Consider the following 15,441-nt stretch of genomic DNA (forward strand, 5'->3'; position numbering starts at 1 on the left):
GACCATGCAAGTTACCCCGTATGTGTTTTACAGCGGTCGCTGCGAAGAGGCGATTGCCTTCTACCTCGACGCCACCGACGGCGAGCTGCTGTTCAAGATGACCTATGGCGATATGCCGGATGAAACGCCGGTGGAGGATGAAGGCTGCATCTCGGGCGTGAGCTTTTCGCCGGAGCAGATCATGCATGCCCATCTGCGTATCGGGCAGGGTGAATTGATGATGAGTGACGGCGCACCGCAGGCGGCGTATGGCGGTTTTGCCGTGAGTTTATCCACGCCGGATGAGGCGCAGGGCAAGCGTTGGTTTGATGCGTTGTCAGCGGGCGGTGAGGTGACGAAAAGCTGGGCACCGACGTTTTGGGCTAATGGCTTTGGTATGTTGACCGATAAGTTCGGCGTGCCGTGGATGGTGAATGCGTATAAGCCGCAGATTTGAGTGGATGGTGCGCGCTGGCCCTCACCCCAGCCCTCTCCCGCAAGCGGGAGAGGGAGTTGGTAGGGGCACGATCTGTTCCCTCTCCCACTTGTGGGAGAGGGTTAGGGTGAGGGAAACCAACAACTTAGAAGTTGTAACCCACCACCAAATAGTAACCCCAACCGGTTGATTTCACTTCAAATGGACCGTTACCGAAGTTCAGCTCCTGGCCGTCAGCCCACTGGCCGCCGTTGTGGAAATAACGCGCCACAGTAGAAACATGCCAGTGATCGTAGTTCAGCGACAGAATGTGGCTGGACGCAATCGAGTTGCTGGTGCGTGAACGATCGGACTTATCACGCAGATCTGAACCCCAGTCGAAGTTGGTGAAGCCGATATAGCTCAGCTTGCCGCCCCACAGATCGGTAATCGGCACAAAGTATTTCACCTTAAAGCGATAACCATCCCAGCTGTTTTCGTTCGCCGCACCGTAGTTTTCCCACTGGTATTTAGCGTAAACGTTCAGCGACAGGCCGATATCGCTGTGCGTATCGATGTCGGTGCCAAGACCCATGTACCAGGTGTTCTGACGGTTATCGCTGTTGCGACCCATGTCGTAGATGTAGTTGTTAGCGAAGTACCACTCTTTAAACGGACCAAAAGAGAGATCGGTGCCGGTCAGCTTATCGATGGAGAAACGTGGCTCAATTTCCATGAACATCGGCGAACCGTGGTCGAACACGCCGTTAGCGTTGCTGTTGCCCACGCCGAAGAAGTTGGTTAGATCGAGGTAGCCGTAGAAATCGAACCAATCCTTTTTGGCAAAGGCTTCATATTCCAGGTACACGTCGTTGTTGAACTGGGGTCCAAAACGGGTGTGGTAGCTGCCCACCACGTTCACGCTCTGATGCCACCAGTCAGAAACGTACTGCGGATCGCTGTCTGCTGCTTGTGCCGCACCAGTCCAGCTGCTGGCCAATAAGGCCCCTGCTATCAACGCTTTATATTTCATTATTGTTAACCACATGCTTTTGATCGCCGGGCCGTCGCCGCGATCGGGTGAAATTGATCCCAGGGGATGGGCAGTGAGTTGTCGTATCCGGTCTGCATCGTCAGATTTTCAAGCTTGCGTAATGTGCCTGTAACAGAGGCATAGAAAATAGATTTTGGTCACGTTTGTCAAAAAGTGTTGCAGTTTGATTCACTGAAAATGTGATCGCTATCACATTAATCCCGTGTAGCGAACGGAACCCCGCAACCGTTTACGTGTCGCGTTCAGCACGGAAAGTTATTGATGTAGGGAAAGGATGTAGCGGCGCGATTTATCGCGTTGTTTTGATGTCGCACCGTGCCCATAGCAACTTTGCGCAATAAATTGCGCCGCTACGGCACGGTGAAGTTTATGGCAATGTCACGCGCACCTGCAGGCCGGCAATCTGGCCCTGCGGATCGTGGCGGTTCGACAGCGCAACCTGCATCTGATGTTTCTGCGCCACGCTGCGCACAATCGACAAGCCCAGTCCGCTGCCTTGCGCCTGCACATCCGGCGAACGGGTGAAGCGGTCAAAGGCGCGCTCGATAAAGGATTCCGCCATGCCGGGACCGTTATCGACGATATCCACCACGGTGTGATTGCCGACGCGATGCAGCAGCACATCGACCAAACTGCCTTCCGGCGTATGCAGCATCGCATTGCCAATCAGGTTATCGAACAGGCTGCGCAGATCGGAGCGGCTGGCGTGCAGGCGATAATGTGTGGTGCCGTTGAAGCCGATATCGATGCCGCGCTTATCCGCCACCACCATCAGTTGCTCAATGCTCTCTTTCAGCAGGTCGTCCAGTTCGATGCTTTCCACTGTGGCGACCACCGATTGATCTTCCTGACGCGAGATATTCAGCAGCTGCGTCACCAGATGGCGCGTGCGCGTCACGCCCGCTTCCAACTGGTCAAACTGGCGGCTGGCTTCACCGGGTTGAATATGCTGCCGCAGATTCTCCAGTTGCAAGGTCACGGCGGTGACCGGCGTGCGCAGCTCATGCGCCGCATCTTCAAGGAACTGGCGCTGCGATGACCATGCCGCGCGCAGTCTATCCAGCAAGGCGTTGTAAGCTGCCACCAGCGGCAGCACTTCATCCGGTAAACCATCAGGTGAAACGCTGTGCGGATGCAGGGTTTCCTGCGCTGCGATATGGCGCGACGCCACACGTAAATCGCGCGTAATAGCGCGCACCACCAGCCATATCACAATCAGTGAGAGCGGCATCATCAGCACCAGCGGAATGATGGCGGAGAGCGCTCGCTTGACCATGATACTTTTCATGTAGCCGATATTGTGTAATACCTGAATGTTGCCAATTTCACTGCCCAGCTCGCCGGGCCGCGTATAGACACGCCATTCGCAGTCGTCGCCACAGTCTCCGACTTTCAAATCGGTCCAGCCTTTTTTCAGCTGCAATGGCGCATGCAGGCCCGGCCAGGAGCTGGCGCGCAGATGATTGCTTTCGTCCCACAGCTGGACGATATAGGTGCTTTTCAGTTTCTCTTCATGCATCACCATCGGCATTAGGGCCGGCATACGTTGGCTGCTGGCCCACGCATCGGCGATCTTGGCTAGCTGGTCGTCTTTCATGGTGCCCATCATGTCGCCGTAGCAGTGATAGAAATACCAGGTGACGCCGCCAATCATCGCCAGATGCAGAATCACCAGCGTGGCGAGCAGCTTGTTACGCAGCGAGCGCATAAAGGTGAAAGGTTTCATATTGCCGGTACCCGCCAGCCAAGTCCGCGTACGTTGCGGATCACTTCGTTATCCAGTTTGCGACGCATTCCGTGGATCAGCACATCCACCGCGTTGCTGCTGACCTCTTCGCCCCAGCCGTAAATGCGGTTTTCTAACTGTTCGCGCGAAAGAATGGCGCCCGGCCGCTCCAGCAAGGCGTAGAGCAGGGCATATTCGCGTGCGGTGAGCTGTTCGCGCTGGCCTTTGTACAGCACTTCGCGCGTCATGATGTCGATTTGCACATCACCGCTGCCGAGCAGAGAATCTGCTGCACCGTGGCGACGGCGGGTAATGGCGCGCATACGCGCCAGCACTTCTTGCAGATCAAAGGGTTTCAGCAAATAGTCGTCGGCGCCGCTGTCCAATCCCTGAATACGTTGCTGCACGGTATCGCGGGCGGTGAGCACCAGCACCGGCGTCATGTCGCCACGCGTGCGCGCACGACGCAGCACCTGCAGGCCATCTTCACGCGGCAAGCCCAGATCCAGTAACACGCAGGTATAGCCGCCTTCAGCCCAGGCATTACTGGCATACACGCCGTCGCGTACCCAATCCACCGACCAACCTGCCGCTTCCAGCGCTTGCTGCAGATTCGCGCCAATCATTTCGTCATCTTCTACCAGCAGCACACGCATGATGCCCTCCAACTTAACTGAACGCAGTGTAGCGACAGATAATTAGGCCAGAATTATACCCGTTTTCCCGCTTGCTAATTCTGCGCTAATTTTCTGCTAATTAAGGGATAAATTTAACGCGCTATTGTGGCGGCACTGGACATATTGCCAACGCAGGAGAATCCCATGAATCAGCGCGAATTTATCCGTAGTTTGCTGGACTGGATAGAGAATAACTTAGGGCACGATCTGCATCTGGATGAAGTCGCACGCCGCTCGGGATACTCCCGCTGGCATCTGCAACGTCTGTTCCGTCAGCACACCGGCTTTTCACTGGCCGAGTACATTCGCCAGCGCCGGTTAACCGAATCTGCACTGACGCTGATTAACAGTGATGAGGCGATTTTGCAGGTGGCGATGAGTTACGGCTTCGATACGCAACAGGCTTATACTCGCACCTTCAAAAACTACTTCATGGTGACGCCAGGCCAGCTGCGCCGCCAGCGTCGCGTTGAGCCGGATCGTTTATTGTTCCCATTGGCGATGGCGAGTTGATGTATGCCTATGCGCATCATTCGTAGCGGCGCAATTTATTGCGCAATATCTGGATGGGCTCGTTGCCATCATTGATAAGCGCGATGCATCGCGCCGCTATGAAATGTACGCTGATGGACTAATGACGCCTTTTGCTTTTAAGCTGCTGTTCTCACTCTCTTAACTGCCAGAGAACATGGATAACAGCGACAATCTCTCCGCCATGATGCTGTTTGCACGCGTCGTGGAACGGCAAAGCTTTAGCGAAGCCGCACGCACCTTAGGCGTCTCCAAATCGCACGTCAGCCGTGAAGTGGCGCGACTGGAAGTGCGCCTCGGCATCAAGCTGTTGCAGCGCACCACGCGCAAAGTGGTGCTGACGGAGCTCGGCCAGGCTTACTATCCGTTCTGCGTGCGCATGCTGGAAGAGATGCATCGCGCGGACGCCTTTGTGCAGCAGGTACATCAACTGCCCGCAGGCAACGTGCGCTTGCAGGCGCCGATCACCTACGGCTGTCAGTGCGTGGTCCCCACGCTGAATGACTTTATTTGCCGCCATATTCACATCAACGTCGATCTCGACCTCACCACCAGCGATGACCCGCAACCCAGCGCCGACGTGGCGATTGTGATCCGCGCGCGTGCGCCCGACGCGGCTAATTATCGTGAACTCGCCAGCATTGATTGGGGCTTGTACGCCACGCCAGATTATCTGGCGGCGCATGCGCCCATCGATCATCCCGACCGCCTGATGCGCCACGACTTGCTGCTGTTTCACGGCCCCGCGCACACCGCCGCGCTGCCGTTTCGCCGTGATAAACAGCGCCTGGCGCTGGATGTGCACAGCCGTTTCCGCGCCAACAACAGTATGGCGCTGCTTAATGCCGCACTGGCAGGCACCGGCATCGCTTATCTGCCCGCTTATATGACGCAAGATGCCTTAGCGCGCGGCGAAATCCAGCAGGTGCTATCAGATTGGCAAATGGATCGCCTGCACAGCTATCTATTGCTGAAAGAGCAGCCGCAACCCTCTTCGCCGGTCACCTTACTGTGCGATGCGTTAATCAACACCCTTGGCACAGCGTAATTGTTGTTATCTGGCAACAATGCTGCGCCGCCTGGCAATTATCCGCGCTACTCTATTTTCTGCGCAGCGTCACTGTTAGCCTGCTAAAAAAGCAAAAAACAGGGATATTACCATGCAGCAACCTCCACTCGCGTTAGCGCCCGAACAGCAACACTGGAAGCGAAATTTGTGTATCTGCGTGCTGGGTTCGTTCAGCACTATTGTGGCGATGACGCTGCTGTTGCCGTTTCTGCCGCTCTACGTGCAGCAACTCGGCGTGCAGGAACCCGCGGCGATTGCGCGCTGGTCGGGTGCGGCCTACGGCGCCACCTTCCTCAGCGCCGCCCTGACCGCGCCGTTATGGGGCAGACTGGCCGATCGCTATGGCCGCAAACTGATGCTGATCCGCGCCAGCCTCGGCATGGCGATTGCCATGTCGCTGATTGGTATGGCCACCGCGCCGTGGCAGCTGGTGGCGCTGCGTTTGCTGGCGGGTTTGCTCGGCGGCTACGCCTCGGGATCGACCATTCTGGTGGCGGCGCAAACGCCGAAAGAACAAACCGGCTGGGCGCTAGGCGTGCTGTCATCCGGCATTATGGCCGGCAACGTGGTAGGGCCGCTGCTGGGTGGCGTGTTGCCGCCGCTGATTGGCATTCGTCACACCTTCTGGCTGACCGGCGCGGTGATTTTTCTCGCCTTCCTCGCAACCACCTTTTTGCTGAAAGAGGTGCCGCGCTCCTCTGGCAAGAAAACCTCACAGAAGATTGCTGACGATGCGAAGTCACTCAATTTGCCCGTGGTGCGGCTAATGTGGCTGTCGGGCATGCTGCTGATTTTCGCCAATATGTCGATTGAGCCGATCATCACGCTGTATATCGGCCAGTTTGTTAACGGCGATCACGCCATCACCGTCACCGCCGGATTGGTGATGGCCGCCGCCGCGCTCGGCAGCATTATCTCCGCGCCACGTCTGGGACGGCTGGCCGATCGCGTCGGGCATGGTCGCGTGCTGGTGTATGGGCTGATAGCCTGTGCGCTGCTGCTGATCCCGCAGGCGTTTATCCGCGAAGCGTGGCAACTGGTGGTGCTGCGTTTTCTGATGGGTATGGCGCTGGGTGGATTGATGCCGTGCGTCACCGCGCTGATTCGTCACAGCGTGCCGCAGTCGCAGGTGGGCAAGATGCTGGGTTATTCAACCTCGGCGCAGTATGTCGGTCAGGTTTCAGGTCCGCTGTTCGGCGGCTTTATTGGCGGCGCGTTTGGTATGCGGCCGGTGTTTCTGGCGACCTGTGTGATCATGGCGCTGTGCGCATTGCTGAACGCGCGAGTGCTGCGTAAAACCTAACATGTAGGGCGCCATTCATGGCAACCGTTAAATATAAAAAAAGCGGGCCTAAGCCCGCTTTGTTACCTCAACGCGAAAACTTACTTCGCATCAGGCAGTGCATAAGCAATCACATAATCGCCCAGCTTGGTGCCAAACGAACCGTGACCACCGGCAGCGATAACAACGTACTGCTTGCCATCCACTTCATAGGTCATCGGCGTTGCCTGGCCGCCTGCTGGCAGACGTGCCTGCCACAGCATTTCACCGGTATTGGTGTCGAACGCACGCAGGTAGTTATCTGCGGTGGCACCAATGAAGAACACGTTACCGGCGGTGGTGATTGGGCCGCCCAGCATTGGCATACCCATTTTGAACGGCAGTGGCACTGGCGCGCTATCGCGAACCGTACCAATGCGTTTTTTCCACACGGTTTCGTTGGTCTTCAGATCAACTGCGGAGACATAGCCCCACGCCGGTTGTTTACATGGCAGACCAAACGGTGACAGGAACGGATTCAGCTCCACGCCGTACGGTACGCCGTACTGTGGCTGGATACCGGTTTCGGTACCTGAACCGCCTTTGTCGTCAGCCGGTGGCTCGATCGGGTTGCCCGGACCGCGCGGAACCAGCTTGGACACAAACGGCAGCGCCATTGGGTTAGCAATCGCAATCTGACGATGTGGGTCAACTGCGATACCGCCCCACTCGAACATGCCGAGGTTGCCTGGGAACACCAGCGTACCTTGCTCAGACGGCGGGGTGAACGGGCCTTCATAGCGCAGACGCTTGAAGATCACGCGGCACACCAGCTGGTCGTACATCGTCGCGCCCCACATGTCCTTGTCCGTCAGATTCTGTTTCGGACGGAAGGTCAGTTCGGAGTACGGCTGAGTAGGTGCAACGTGGTCACCTTTGGCGGCGCCCTGTGGAACCGGAGTTTCCGGCGCAGGGACAACCGGCTCACCGGTACGACGATCCAGGACAAAGATGTTACCGGTTTTCGCCGGTGCATAAATCACCGGTACGGTTTTGCCATCTTTAGTCGTGATATCAGCCAGCGTCGGCTGCGACGGCAGGTCCATATCCCACAGATCGTGATGCACGGTCTGATACGACCACACCAGTTTACCGGTGGTGGCGTTCAGCGCCAGTACGCTGCTTGCATAACGTTCCTGCTCTGGTGTGCGGTTGCCGCCCCAGATATCTGGCGTTGACACACCCATCGGCAGGTAAACGATATCCAGTTTCGGATCGTACACCGCCGGTGCCCATGAGTTCGGTGAATTCATGGTGAAGCTGTGTTCATCCGCTGGAATCGCGTTTGGATCTTTGGCACCCGGATCGAACACCCACAGCAGTTTACCGGTGTTAACGTCGAAGCCACGGATGGCGCCTGACGGCTCACGGGTAGAGTAGTTATCGGTGACCGCACCCGCGACCACGATGGTCGTGTCGGTGATGACCGGCGGCGACGTCGGCTCATACTGGCCTGGCGTCAATACCGGCTGCTTGTGCTGCAGATCCAGTTCACCGTTGTTGCCAAAGGCAGCACAACGTTCACCGGTTTCCGCATCCAGCGCGAACATGCGGCCATCATTCACCGGCAGGTAAATGCGGCGTGAGCACAGCGCAGGTTGAGTATTGGCCGCATCGGCCGCAGCAGGCACTTCGTGGTAAGAAACGCCACGGCAGGTCACGTGCTGGAAGGTTGGATTCGGCTTCAGGCCCGGATCAAATTTCCACTTCTGCTTACCGGTTTTGGCATCCAGCGCAAACAGAATCTGGTGCGGTGAGCAGAGATACAGGGTGTCACGGATTTTGATTGGCGTGACTTCATCGGTGATTTCGCCCGGATCGTTTGGCGTCTTCAAATCGCCGGTCTGGAACTGCCAGGCAACCTGCAGCTCTTTCACATTACCGGTGTTGATCTGCTTCAGCGGGGAGAAGCGGGTGCCTTGCTGGTCACGCGCATACGCCGGCCAGTCAGCATCAGCGATGTTGCTCAGCGGCTGTGCCTGCGGAGCATTGGCTGCTGCCGCTGGAATTTCACCGTTCAGCTCTTGCGGATCGTGGAATACCGCCCACGCCAGCACCAGCACGCTGGCAAGCAGCGCCACTGACAGCAGCGCCAGAGCGCCTTTGCCGGCATTATTCAGACCGCGATACACAAACGGCAGAATCAGCCAGATGCCGAAGATCACCAGCACATCGGTACGCGGTGCCAGCGCCCAGAAGTCGAAACCGACTTCCCACACGCCCCACACCAGCGTTGCCAACAGCAGCAATGCGTACAGCAGTAATGCTGAGCCGCTACGGCGCCACAGCAGAATAGCGGTGATCAACATGACCACACCGCCAATAACGTAGTACCAGGAACCACCAATGGCGGCTAACCAAACGCCACCAACCAGCATAAACGCGCCCGTCAGCAGTGCAAACAGCACTGTGAGAAAACGGATTACGCCAAAAGATGAGGAAGCTTTCCCCATAATATTGACCTCTTTCTTTGCCATTAAAAACTAAAAAGGAAACAACGCGTTGGGTTGCTTCCCGACATAGAGTACGAAATAACGAAACGGTTCGAGCGACGCTTTCCGTGCGGCGAGATGTTCCCTTTGCGTTAAATTTTATCTTAAAAACGTTAAAGGGTTTGATATTTTTAGTGCTTTGCACTCGTTGAAGGGAAGTACTGCGACATTTTATGAGGGAATAAAGGTGTTATGTCCAGTTAGATCGGGCCACAACACCTAAGAGCAACACATTGTGTAAACGTTTACCCTTCAAACAGCGTGCTGCTGGTGCGTTGTTCCTGCCAGCCGCTCAAATTAAGTTGCGCATAGTGCTCAGCGGGCAACGTTAACTGTGGCGTGCGTAATATTACTTCCACTTCTCTTTCACGACAGGATTCCAGCAGAAAAGGAAAGCTGAACTTGAGATAATTATCGTGAAAAAACTCGTCGGTCAGCGCAATACCGCAAAATGGAAACGCAGCGATATTCTTCCAGCAGGTGCCGGGCGGTGCCAAATCATAGAGCCAAAATGAGAAACGCTCTGCGGCCCTACGTAAAGCACTATCTTGCTGAACTAAATCGGCATAATTGATTGCCAGCTGTACATTCTCATCCTGCAGGCTGGAATAAATTTCCGGATCCTGTAAAAAACGCACAAGGTTATTTCCCGTTAACGGGATGATTATTAATTCGGGTGTGTCCGGCAACTGATTATGCAGCGAAATTATGTTGCGTCCATTAAGTATTGCTGTGTTTTCCTGTTCGCAATGCATAAAGGGGGCTGAATAACACACGCCAGCTAGCGCCCCGTCGAAGCGATGGATGCGCTCAGTAACATAAGGATTATAAGAACTGTTTTCCATTTATCTCTGTGAATAAATTAATTAACTGGAGCGTCTTAATTATTATAAGGACGGCGGGATAATGAAATCTAAACACAGTCAATATAGATCGTTTTGTTTATCAAGATCACCTTTTTTTAACTGTCACTGATAGAGAGATATTAGGCGCCACGCAGGATGAATTAATCGGATATTGCAACATTGGGAAACTTTTGGATATTTTCATCTCATAACCATCAGCCTGCTAATATTAAGAGCTCCATGCTTAGCTAATTTTTGGATAAGCTTCTGTTTTTAAACAGCACGGCTAGCCATTGCCTGGCTCAGTAAGATGCCGCACTCTGTGGTCTGAAAAAATAAAGCGGAAGCCGCAACGTGGCTTTTCACCAGGTTGGTGCAACGACGCTAACCGATGTAATTGTTTAGGATGGGATAAAACTATGGGTTCTCCAGTCTCCGCAGCAGAGGATTCATTGCTGCGGCACAGGTCGTTTGTCGCCTTTTGGCTGGCGCGCACCTGTTCATCGTTTGGTTTTCAAATGTTTTCGGTCGCGGTCAGCTGGCAAATCTACGCGTTGACCCACAGCGCGATGGCGCTCGGCATGATCGGTCTGATGCAGTTTCTGCCTTCTGTACTGCTGGCGCTGCCCGCCGGGCATCTGGCCGATCAGCTTGACCGTCGTCGTATCGTATTGCTCGGACAATTTATTGAGTGGCTGGCGCTGCTGGGGCTGGTTGCGCTCACGCTGATGAACTGGGCGGGCAAGATCGAGATTTGGGGATTGGTGTTTCTGATCTCCGTCGCCAAGGCGCTTGAGTGGCCAGCGATTACCTCAATGCTGCCGGCGCTGGTGCCGCCGCCGATTCTGGCGCGCGCCATGGCCGCCAGTTCGGTGGGCGGACAGGCGGCGGTGATTATCGGCCCAACGCTCGGTGGCTTCCTTTATGTCGCCGGTCCGGAAGTGGTGTATGGCGTCTCGGCGCTGTTCTATCTGTTCTCCATCGTGCTGGTGAGCCGACTGCGCTATGAGCGGCCGCCGCAGGCGCGCTTGCCGATGAATCTGCCGAACCTGTTTGCTGGCGTGCGCTTTATCCGCGATCGCAAAGATGTGCTCGGCGTGATTTCACTCGATCTGTTTGCCGTGCTGCTGGGCGGCGCCACCGCGCTGCTGCCGATCTTCGCGCAAGATATCCTGCATACCGGGCCGTGGGGCTTGGGCATCCTGCGCGGCGCGCCGTCGGTCGGTGCGCTGCTGGTTGGCGTGTGGCTGAGTCGTCACAAGCTGGAAAAGAACGTCGGCATGATCATGTTCGGCTCGGTGGCCGGTTTTGGCGTGGCGACGCTGGTGTTCGCGCTCTCCACGCAGCTGTGGCTATCGGTGATCGCGCTGGCGGCGTTGGGCGGCTTCGATATGGTCAGTATGGTGATTCGCGGCGCGCTGGTGCAACTCGATACGCCGGATGACATGCGTGGCCGCGTGAATGCGGTCAACGCCATCTTCATTAATACTTCGAATCAGCTCGGCGAGTTTGAGTCAGGTTTACTGGCGGCATGGATAGGCGCGGTGCCCGCGGCGGCGATTGGCGGCATCGGCACGCTGATCGTGGTGGGCGTGTGGATGACGATTTTCCCGCATCTGCGTAAGCGGCAGAAGCTGGAAAACGAAACCGTTACCTAACTTCAACATCGCGCGATGAATCGCGCCGCTACGGTTTGTAGCGGCGCAATTTATTGCGCGTGTCTTACGCGGTTGCTGCTTTCCCCAGGTTGGCGTCAAATTTTTTCCAACTCTCCGTCATATCCACCACGGTTTTCGATTTACGCGCTTCATCGATTTTGATCGCAGTGAGGCCCGCTTCCAGTGCGTCCACCACTGAAACCTTCAGCGGCGTTCCCTGTGTAATGTGTTTCACTATCTCTTCTGCCATCAGCGCATCTGCGCCGTAATGGCCGTCATAGGCGTTGCCGTCATACTCGGTATCCACTTCGCGCGCACCGGTGCGGGCGTTGTGCACGCGGAAGTAGTTACGCACGAAGTCACCTTCGGCCATGCCATCGGTGCCCATCACGCAGAAGCGGCGGAACTCATCCGGTACATTAAGGTTGGCGTGGAAGGCGAGGGTCGCGCCACCGGCATACTCAATCAGCGCGGTTTGGTAATCGACGATGTCGGCATCGCCGTCAAACACCGCATCGGTACTCGACCAGCCGCTCGGTTTAACGTGATACACCTCTGACTGCGCTGTTACCGCACCTTTAGGCGCGTGCTGCGGGGTGAAGTTTTTGCGTCCGCCAAAGCTGGCAACACGTACCGGACGCTCGCCGACCAAACCCTGATAAAGATCGATATCGTGGCAGCATTTTTCCAGAATATACGGGCCGGCGTACTTCTCCAGACGGCGCCAGTCGCGCTGGAAGAACGCACCGTGATACGGCTTGATGTGTTCGGTGGCTTCAATTGAGGTGATTTCGCCGAGGCGATTTTCATCACGCGCGGTGAGCAGGTCGCGATAGAGCGGCGAGTAACGCAATACCAAGCCGACCAGAATGCGCTCGTGACCATATTGCTGCACCAGCTGCGCCATCGCCATGGTCTGCTCTTCGTTGATCACCACCGGCTTCTCGGTGAACACCGTGTAGCCTGCTGCTAAGCCCTGACGAATGTGTTCAAGGTGCATAAAGTTCGGCGAACCCACCAGCAGCAGATCAAAGCCGCCGTGTTGCAGCAGCGCATCCACACTAGCAAACGCGGTGCCCGGGTCGATGCCAAAGCTGTGCAGATTCGGTAATCCCGCCGGAGCGGGATCGACATAACCCACCACGGAAAACGCTGTGTCGGCTTTGTTGAACTCTTTCACCACATGGGAAAGACGAAAGCCCAGACCAATAATGCCCACTTTCATATTGTACCCCTGAAGCCCGTTGCCTTTGAGCCGCCCGACCTGTCAGGCTGCTGATAATCTGACCGCTAACTTATTACGCCAGAAAAACTAATGTCAATCCGTGTGGCGGATCTCAATTGGTGAAAAAATGTTATTTATATGATTTATATCTATTTTAATTAACTATACGGATTGCCTATTTATTTATTATTGCGATTTAAGTTTTTTTCCCCTATCTTTCGCACATCTATAAGCGTCATACCGTTTCGGGCTGGCAGGAGGAAGCGCGTGCAATCACTAATGCTGGGGATTGATGGCGGTGGTACGCACTGTCGTGGACGCCTGACCGACAGCGCCGGACGCCTGCTGGCGGAAGCCAAAGGCGGTCCCGCTAACGTCTGGTCGCAGTTTGATGCCGCCATCGTGGCCATTGAGCAGGTCATTAACGATCTATTTACGCAGGCGAATTTACCCGCTGAAGCGCGCGACCGCACGGTGATCGTCGCCGGTTTGGCGGGCGCGAACGTCGCCTCGGTGCAAAGCCGTCTCGCCAGCTGGCAGCCACGCTGTCAGGCGCGCTATCTGTTTACCGATGTCGAAATCGCCTGTGCCGGTGCGCACGCCGGTGCGCCAGGCGCGGTGTTTATTATTGGCACTGGCAGCCAGGGCGCGGCCTGGGATGGCACGCACTTCACGCTGCTCGGCGGCTGGGGTTTTGCCCTGTCAGATGCCGGTTCGGGTGCGATTCTCGGCCAACGCGCGCTGCGGCTGGCGCTGCTGGCGCACGAAGAGATTGTGCCCACCTCGGCGTTAACACAGCGCATCATGGCAAGCTATCAAAACAGTCCGGAACAGCTGCTGATGTGGTCGAAACAGGCGACACCCGCTGATTGGGGCCGCGTGGTGCCTGAGGTGTTCGCTGCCGCGCAGCAGGGCGATGTGCACGGCACAGCGCTGGTGCAGCAATCCGCCGCGGATATCGTGCAGATGGTGCAGCCGCTGCTGGTGCGCAGCCACGGCAAGCTGGCCTTGATGGGCGGATTAGCCGCGCCCATTCAGGCGTGGCTGCCGGCGGATATCGCCGCGTTGCTGGTGCCGCCCCAGGGCGATGCCCTATGCGGTGCGCTTCGCCTGGCCATGCAGTTCAGCCTGACACTTCCCGCTTAACTTCAGATAAAGAGGCTCATGAGCGCTCCCAACGTAACCGCGCGCATTCTGCGGCTGATTGTCGAAAATGCGCCTATTAGTCAATCCGATCTCAAAGTGCGCAGCGGCCTGAGCATGTCGACGGTGTCGCAAGCCACCAATCGTCTGCTGACCGGCGGCATCGTGCAGGAGCTGGGACTACGTCGCGTCTCCATGGGACGGCCCAAAACGCTGCTCGGCCTCAATCCGGATCACGCCAGCGTGGTGGGGATTCAGCTTAATGCCGAACGCAACCTGATGGTGCTGACCGATCTCAGCGGCAACATCATCGGCGAGCAGCAAATTCCTTCCGGCGCGATGACGCCCAAACAGCTCGGCGATGCGCTGGCGAAGTTTTTGCGTGGCGTTGAGGGCAAAAAGGTTGGGGCGATTGGTCTGGCGCTGTCGGGCTTAGTCGATGCCAGCAATGGCGTTTGCGTGCTGTCACGCGCGCTGGGCTGGGATAACGTGCCGATTGCCCGTCTGCTGGAAGAGCGCTTCTCGCTGCCGGTATTTATTGAAAATGACGCCAACGCGCTGGCGATGGCGGCGCTGGTGTTTGGTCAGCTCGGTCATGCGCAGTCGGCGGTGATAGCTACGTTCGGCAAAGGCATCGGCGCGGGGATTCTGCTCGATCGCCAGCTTTATCGTGGTCGTCACGGCAAAGCAGGGGAGATTGGCGTGTCGCTGCTGGGCGATGGTTCTGAGCGTCTGCTGGAGGATGTGGCGTCGTCGCAGGCGATTCTGCAGCGCGTGGCGGCCACCACCAAAGAAGAGGTGCCGCATACGCTGCGCGATCTCGATGCGCGTCCAACGCCGGAGGTGCTGAGCGCACTGGCCGAGGCCGGGCAGCATCTGGGGATGTCGCTGGCGAATCTGTCGGTGGCTTACGATCCGGACGTAGTATATCTGGCGATGGAGCCGCAAATGGCTTCGCGCATTCTGCTCGACCACGTTACGCAGAGTTTTCAGACCTACCGTTTGAAGCTGACGCCGCACATGACGCCGCTGCAGTTCCTTACGGAATCCAACCGCATGTGGGCACAGGGCGCGGCCGGGTTTGCGGTGAATAAGCTGCTGGATTTGTTGGCCGCACAGGCCGATGAAGAGATCGCACCGCAATAATGAATAACGCGATAAATCCCCGCCCATTTCGTCGCGGCGCGATTTATCGCCGCGCAACAGCCGCACTACTTCATCGCGCAGATTATCGATATCTCCGAATTGAAGCAGAGTGAGCAGATTAATCGACGCTTGATGGAGCGCATCACGCTGGCCAATGAAG

The 15,441-nt window shown here is 56.5% G+C and carries 13 protein-coding genes; 7 read left to right on the forward strand and 6 right to left on the reverse strand.

The genetic code is table 11. From position 1 onward, the window contains the following. Window positions 1–4: 4 nt before the first annotated feature. Window positions 5–436, forward strand: coding sequence for a VOC family metalloprotein YjdN (yjdN, locus tag ACFQW4_RS14090; protein ID WP_101762355.1), 432 nt, complete (start codon window positions 5–7; stop codon window positions 434–436). Window positions 437–560: 124 nt separating this feature from the next. On the opposite strand, the gene ACFQW4_RS14095 is transcribed toward yjdN, so the two are convergent. From ACFQW4_RS14095 to ACFQW4_RS14105, 3 genes are all read right to left on the reverse strand, one after another. Continuing rightward, the gene (locus ACFQW4_RS14095; protein ID WP_101762354.1) at window positions 561–1,427 is read right to left on the reverse strand and encodes a nucleoside-specific channel-forming protein Tsx; all 867 of its coding nucleotides are present in this window, start codon (window positions 1,425–1,427) and stop codon (window positions 561–563) included. Window positions 1,428–1,815: 388 nt separating this feature from the next. Beyond that, the gene (locus ACFQW4_RS14100; protein ID WP_137384992.1) at window positions 1,816–3,174 is read right to left on the reverse strand and encodes a HAMP domain-containing sensor histidine kinase; all 1,359 of its coding nucleotides are present in this window, start codon (window positions 3,172–3,174) and stop codon (window positions 1,816–1,818) included. After that, window positions 3,171–3,830, reverse strand: a complete 660-nt coding sequence (locus ACFQW4_RS14105) for a response regulator transcription factor (RefSeq protein WP_008105599.1) — start codon at window positions 3,828–3,830, stop codon at window positions 3,171–3,173. Before ACFQW4_RS14105 ends, ACFQW4_RS14100 begins: the two co-directional genes overlap by 4 nt. Before the next feature lie 165 nt (window positions 3,831–3,995). On the opposite strand from ACFQW4_RS14105, the gene ACFQW4_RS14110 reads away from it, so the two are divergent. The 3 genes from ACFQW4_RS14110 (at window position 3,996) to ACFQW4_RS14120 (ending at window position 6,754) form a co-directional block, all read left to right on the forward strand. After that, window positions 3,996–4,364 carry a helix-turn-helix domain-containing protein gene (locus tag ACFQW4_RS14110; RefSeq protein ID WP_101762352.1) on the forward strand — a complete coding sequence of 123 codons (369 nt, stop codon included), beginning with the start codon at window positions 3,996–3,998 and terminating at the stop codon, window positions 4,362–4,364. A gap of 175 nt (window positions 4,365–4,539) precedes the next feature. Then, window positions 4,540–5,430, forward strand: a complete 891-nt coding sequence (locus ACFQW4_RS14115; protein ID WP_377725876.1) for a LysR family transcriptional regulator — start codon at window positions 4,540–4,542, stop codon at window positions 5,428–5,430. A gap of 112 nt (window positions 5,431–5,542) precedes the next feature. Next, complete coding sequence (locus ACFQW4_RS14120) at window positions 5,543–6,754, forward strand: MFS transporter (protein ID WP_377725878.1); 1,212 nt, start codon at window positions 5,543–5,545, stop codon at window positions 6,752–6,754. A gap of 80 nt (window positions 6,755–6,834) precedes the next feature. Here the strand turns inward: ACFQW4_RS14120 and ACFQW4_RS14125 are convergent, their stop codons facing one another. Both ACFQW4_RS14125 and ACFQW4_RS14130 read right to left on the reverse strand, forming a co-directional pair. Then, window positions 6,835–9,225, reverse strand: a complete 2,391-nt coding sequence (locus ACFQW4_RS14125; RefSeq protein ID WP_309836207.1) for a glucose/quinate/shikimate family membrane-bound PQQ-dependent dehydrogenase — start codon at window positions 9,223–9,225, stop codon at window positions 6,835–6,837. Window positions 9,226–9,509: 284 nt separating this feature from the next. Beyond that, window positions 9,510–10,109, reverse strand: a complete 600-nt coding sequence (locus tag ACFQW4_RS14130) for a hypothetical protein (protein ID WP_192235952.1) — start codon at window positions 10,107–10,109, stop codon at window positions 9,510–9,512. Between the two features lie 419 nt (window positions 10,110–10,528). Here ACFQW4_RS14130 and ACFQW4_RS14135 point away from each other — a divergent pair, with 419 nt between their 5' ends. Continuing rightward, window positions 10,529–11,767 (forward strand): MFS transporter, encoded by a 1,239-nt coding sequence (locus tag ACFQW4_RS14135; RefSeq protein WP_377725881.1) that lies wholly within the window; start codon window positions 10,529–10,531, stop codon window positions 11,765–11,767. 64 nt (window positions 11,768–11,831) lie between these two features. Here ACFQW4_RS14135 and ACFQW4_RS14140 read toward each other — a convergent pair whose 3' ends face one another. Then, window positions 11,832–12,992 carry a Gfo/Idh/MocA family protein gene (locus ACFQW4_RS14140; protein ID WP_377725883.1) on the reverse strand — a complete coding sequence of 387 codons (1,161 nt, stop codon included), beginning with the start codon at window positions 12,990–12,992 and terminating at the stop codon, window positions 11,832–11,834. Between the two features lie 267 nt (window positions 12,993–13,259). Here ACFQW4_RS14140 and ACFQW4_RS14145 point away from each other — a divergent pair, with 267 nt between their 5' ends. Continuing rightward, complete coding sequence (locus ACFQW4_RS14145) at window positions 13,260–14,138, forward strand: BadF/BadG/BcrA/BcrD ATPase family protein (protein ID WP_377725885.1); 879 nt, start codon at window positions 13,260–13,262, stop codon at window positions 14,136–14,138. Between the two features lie 18 nt (window positions 14,139–14,156). After that, on the forward strand, window positions 14,157–15,281 hold the full coding sequence (locus ACFQW4_RS14150; protein ID WP_210082029.1) for an ROK family transcriptional regulator: 1,125 nt from the start codon (window positions 14,157–14,159) through the stop codon (window positions 15,279–15,281). Window positions 15,282–15,441 lie beyond the last annotated feature (160 nt).

Source organism: Pantoea sp. GCM10028869 (genome assembly GCF_042666835.1).
Classification (GTDB): Bacteria; Pseudomonadota; Gammaproteobacteria; order Enterobacterales; family Enterobacteriaceae; genus Pantoea; species Pantoea leporis.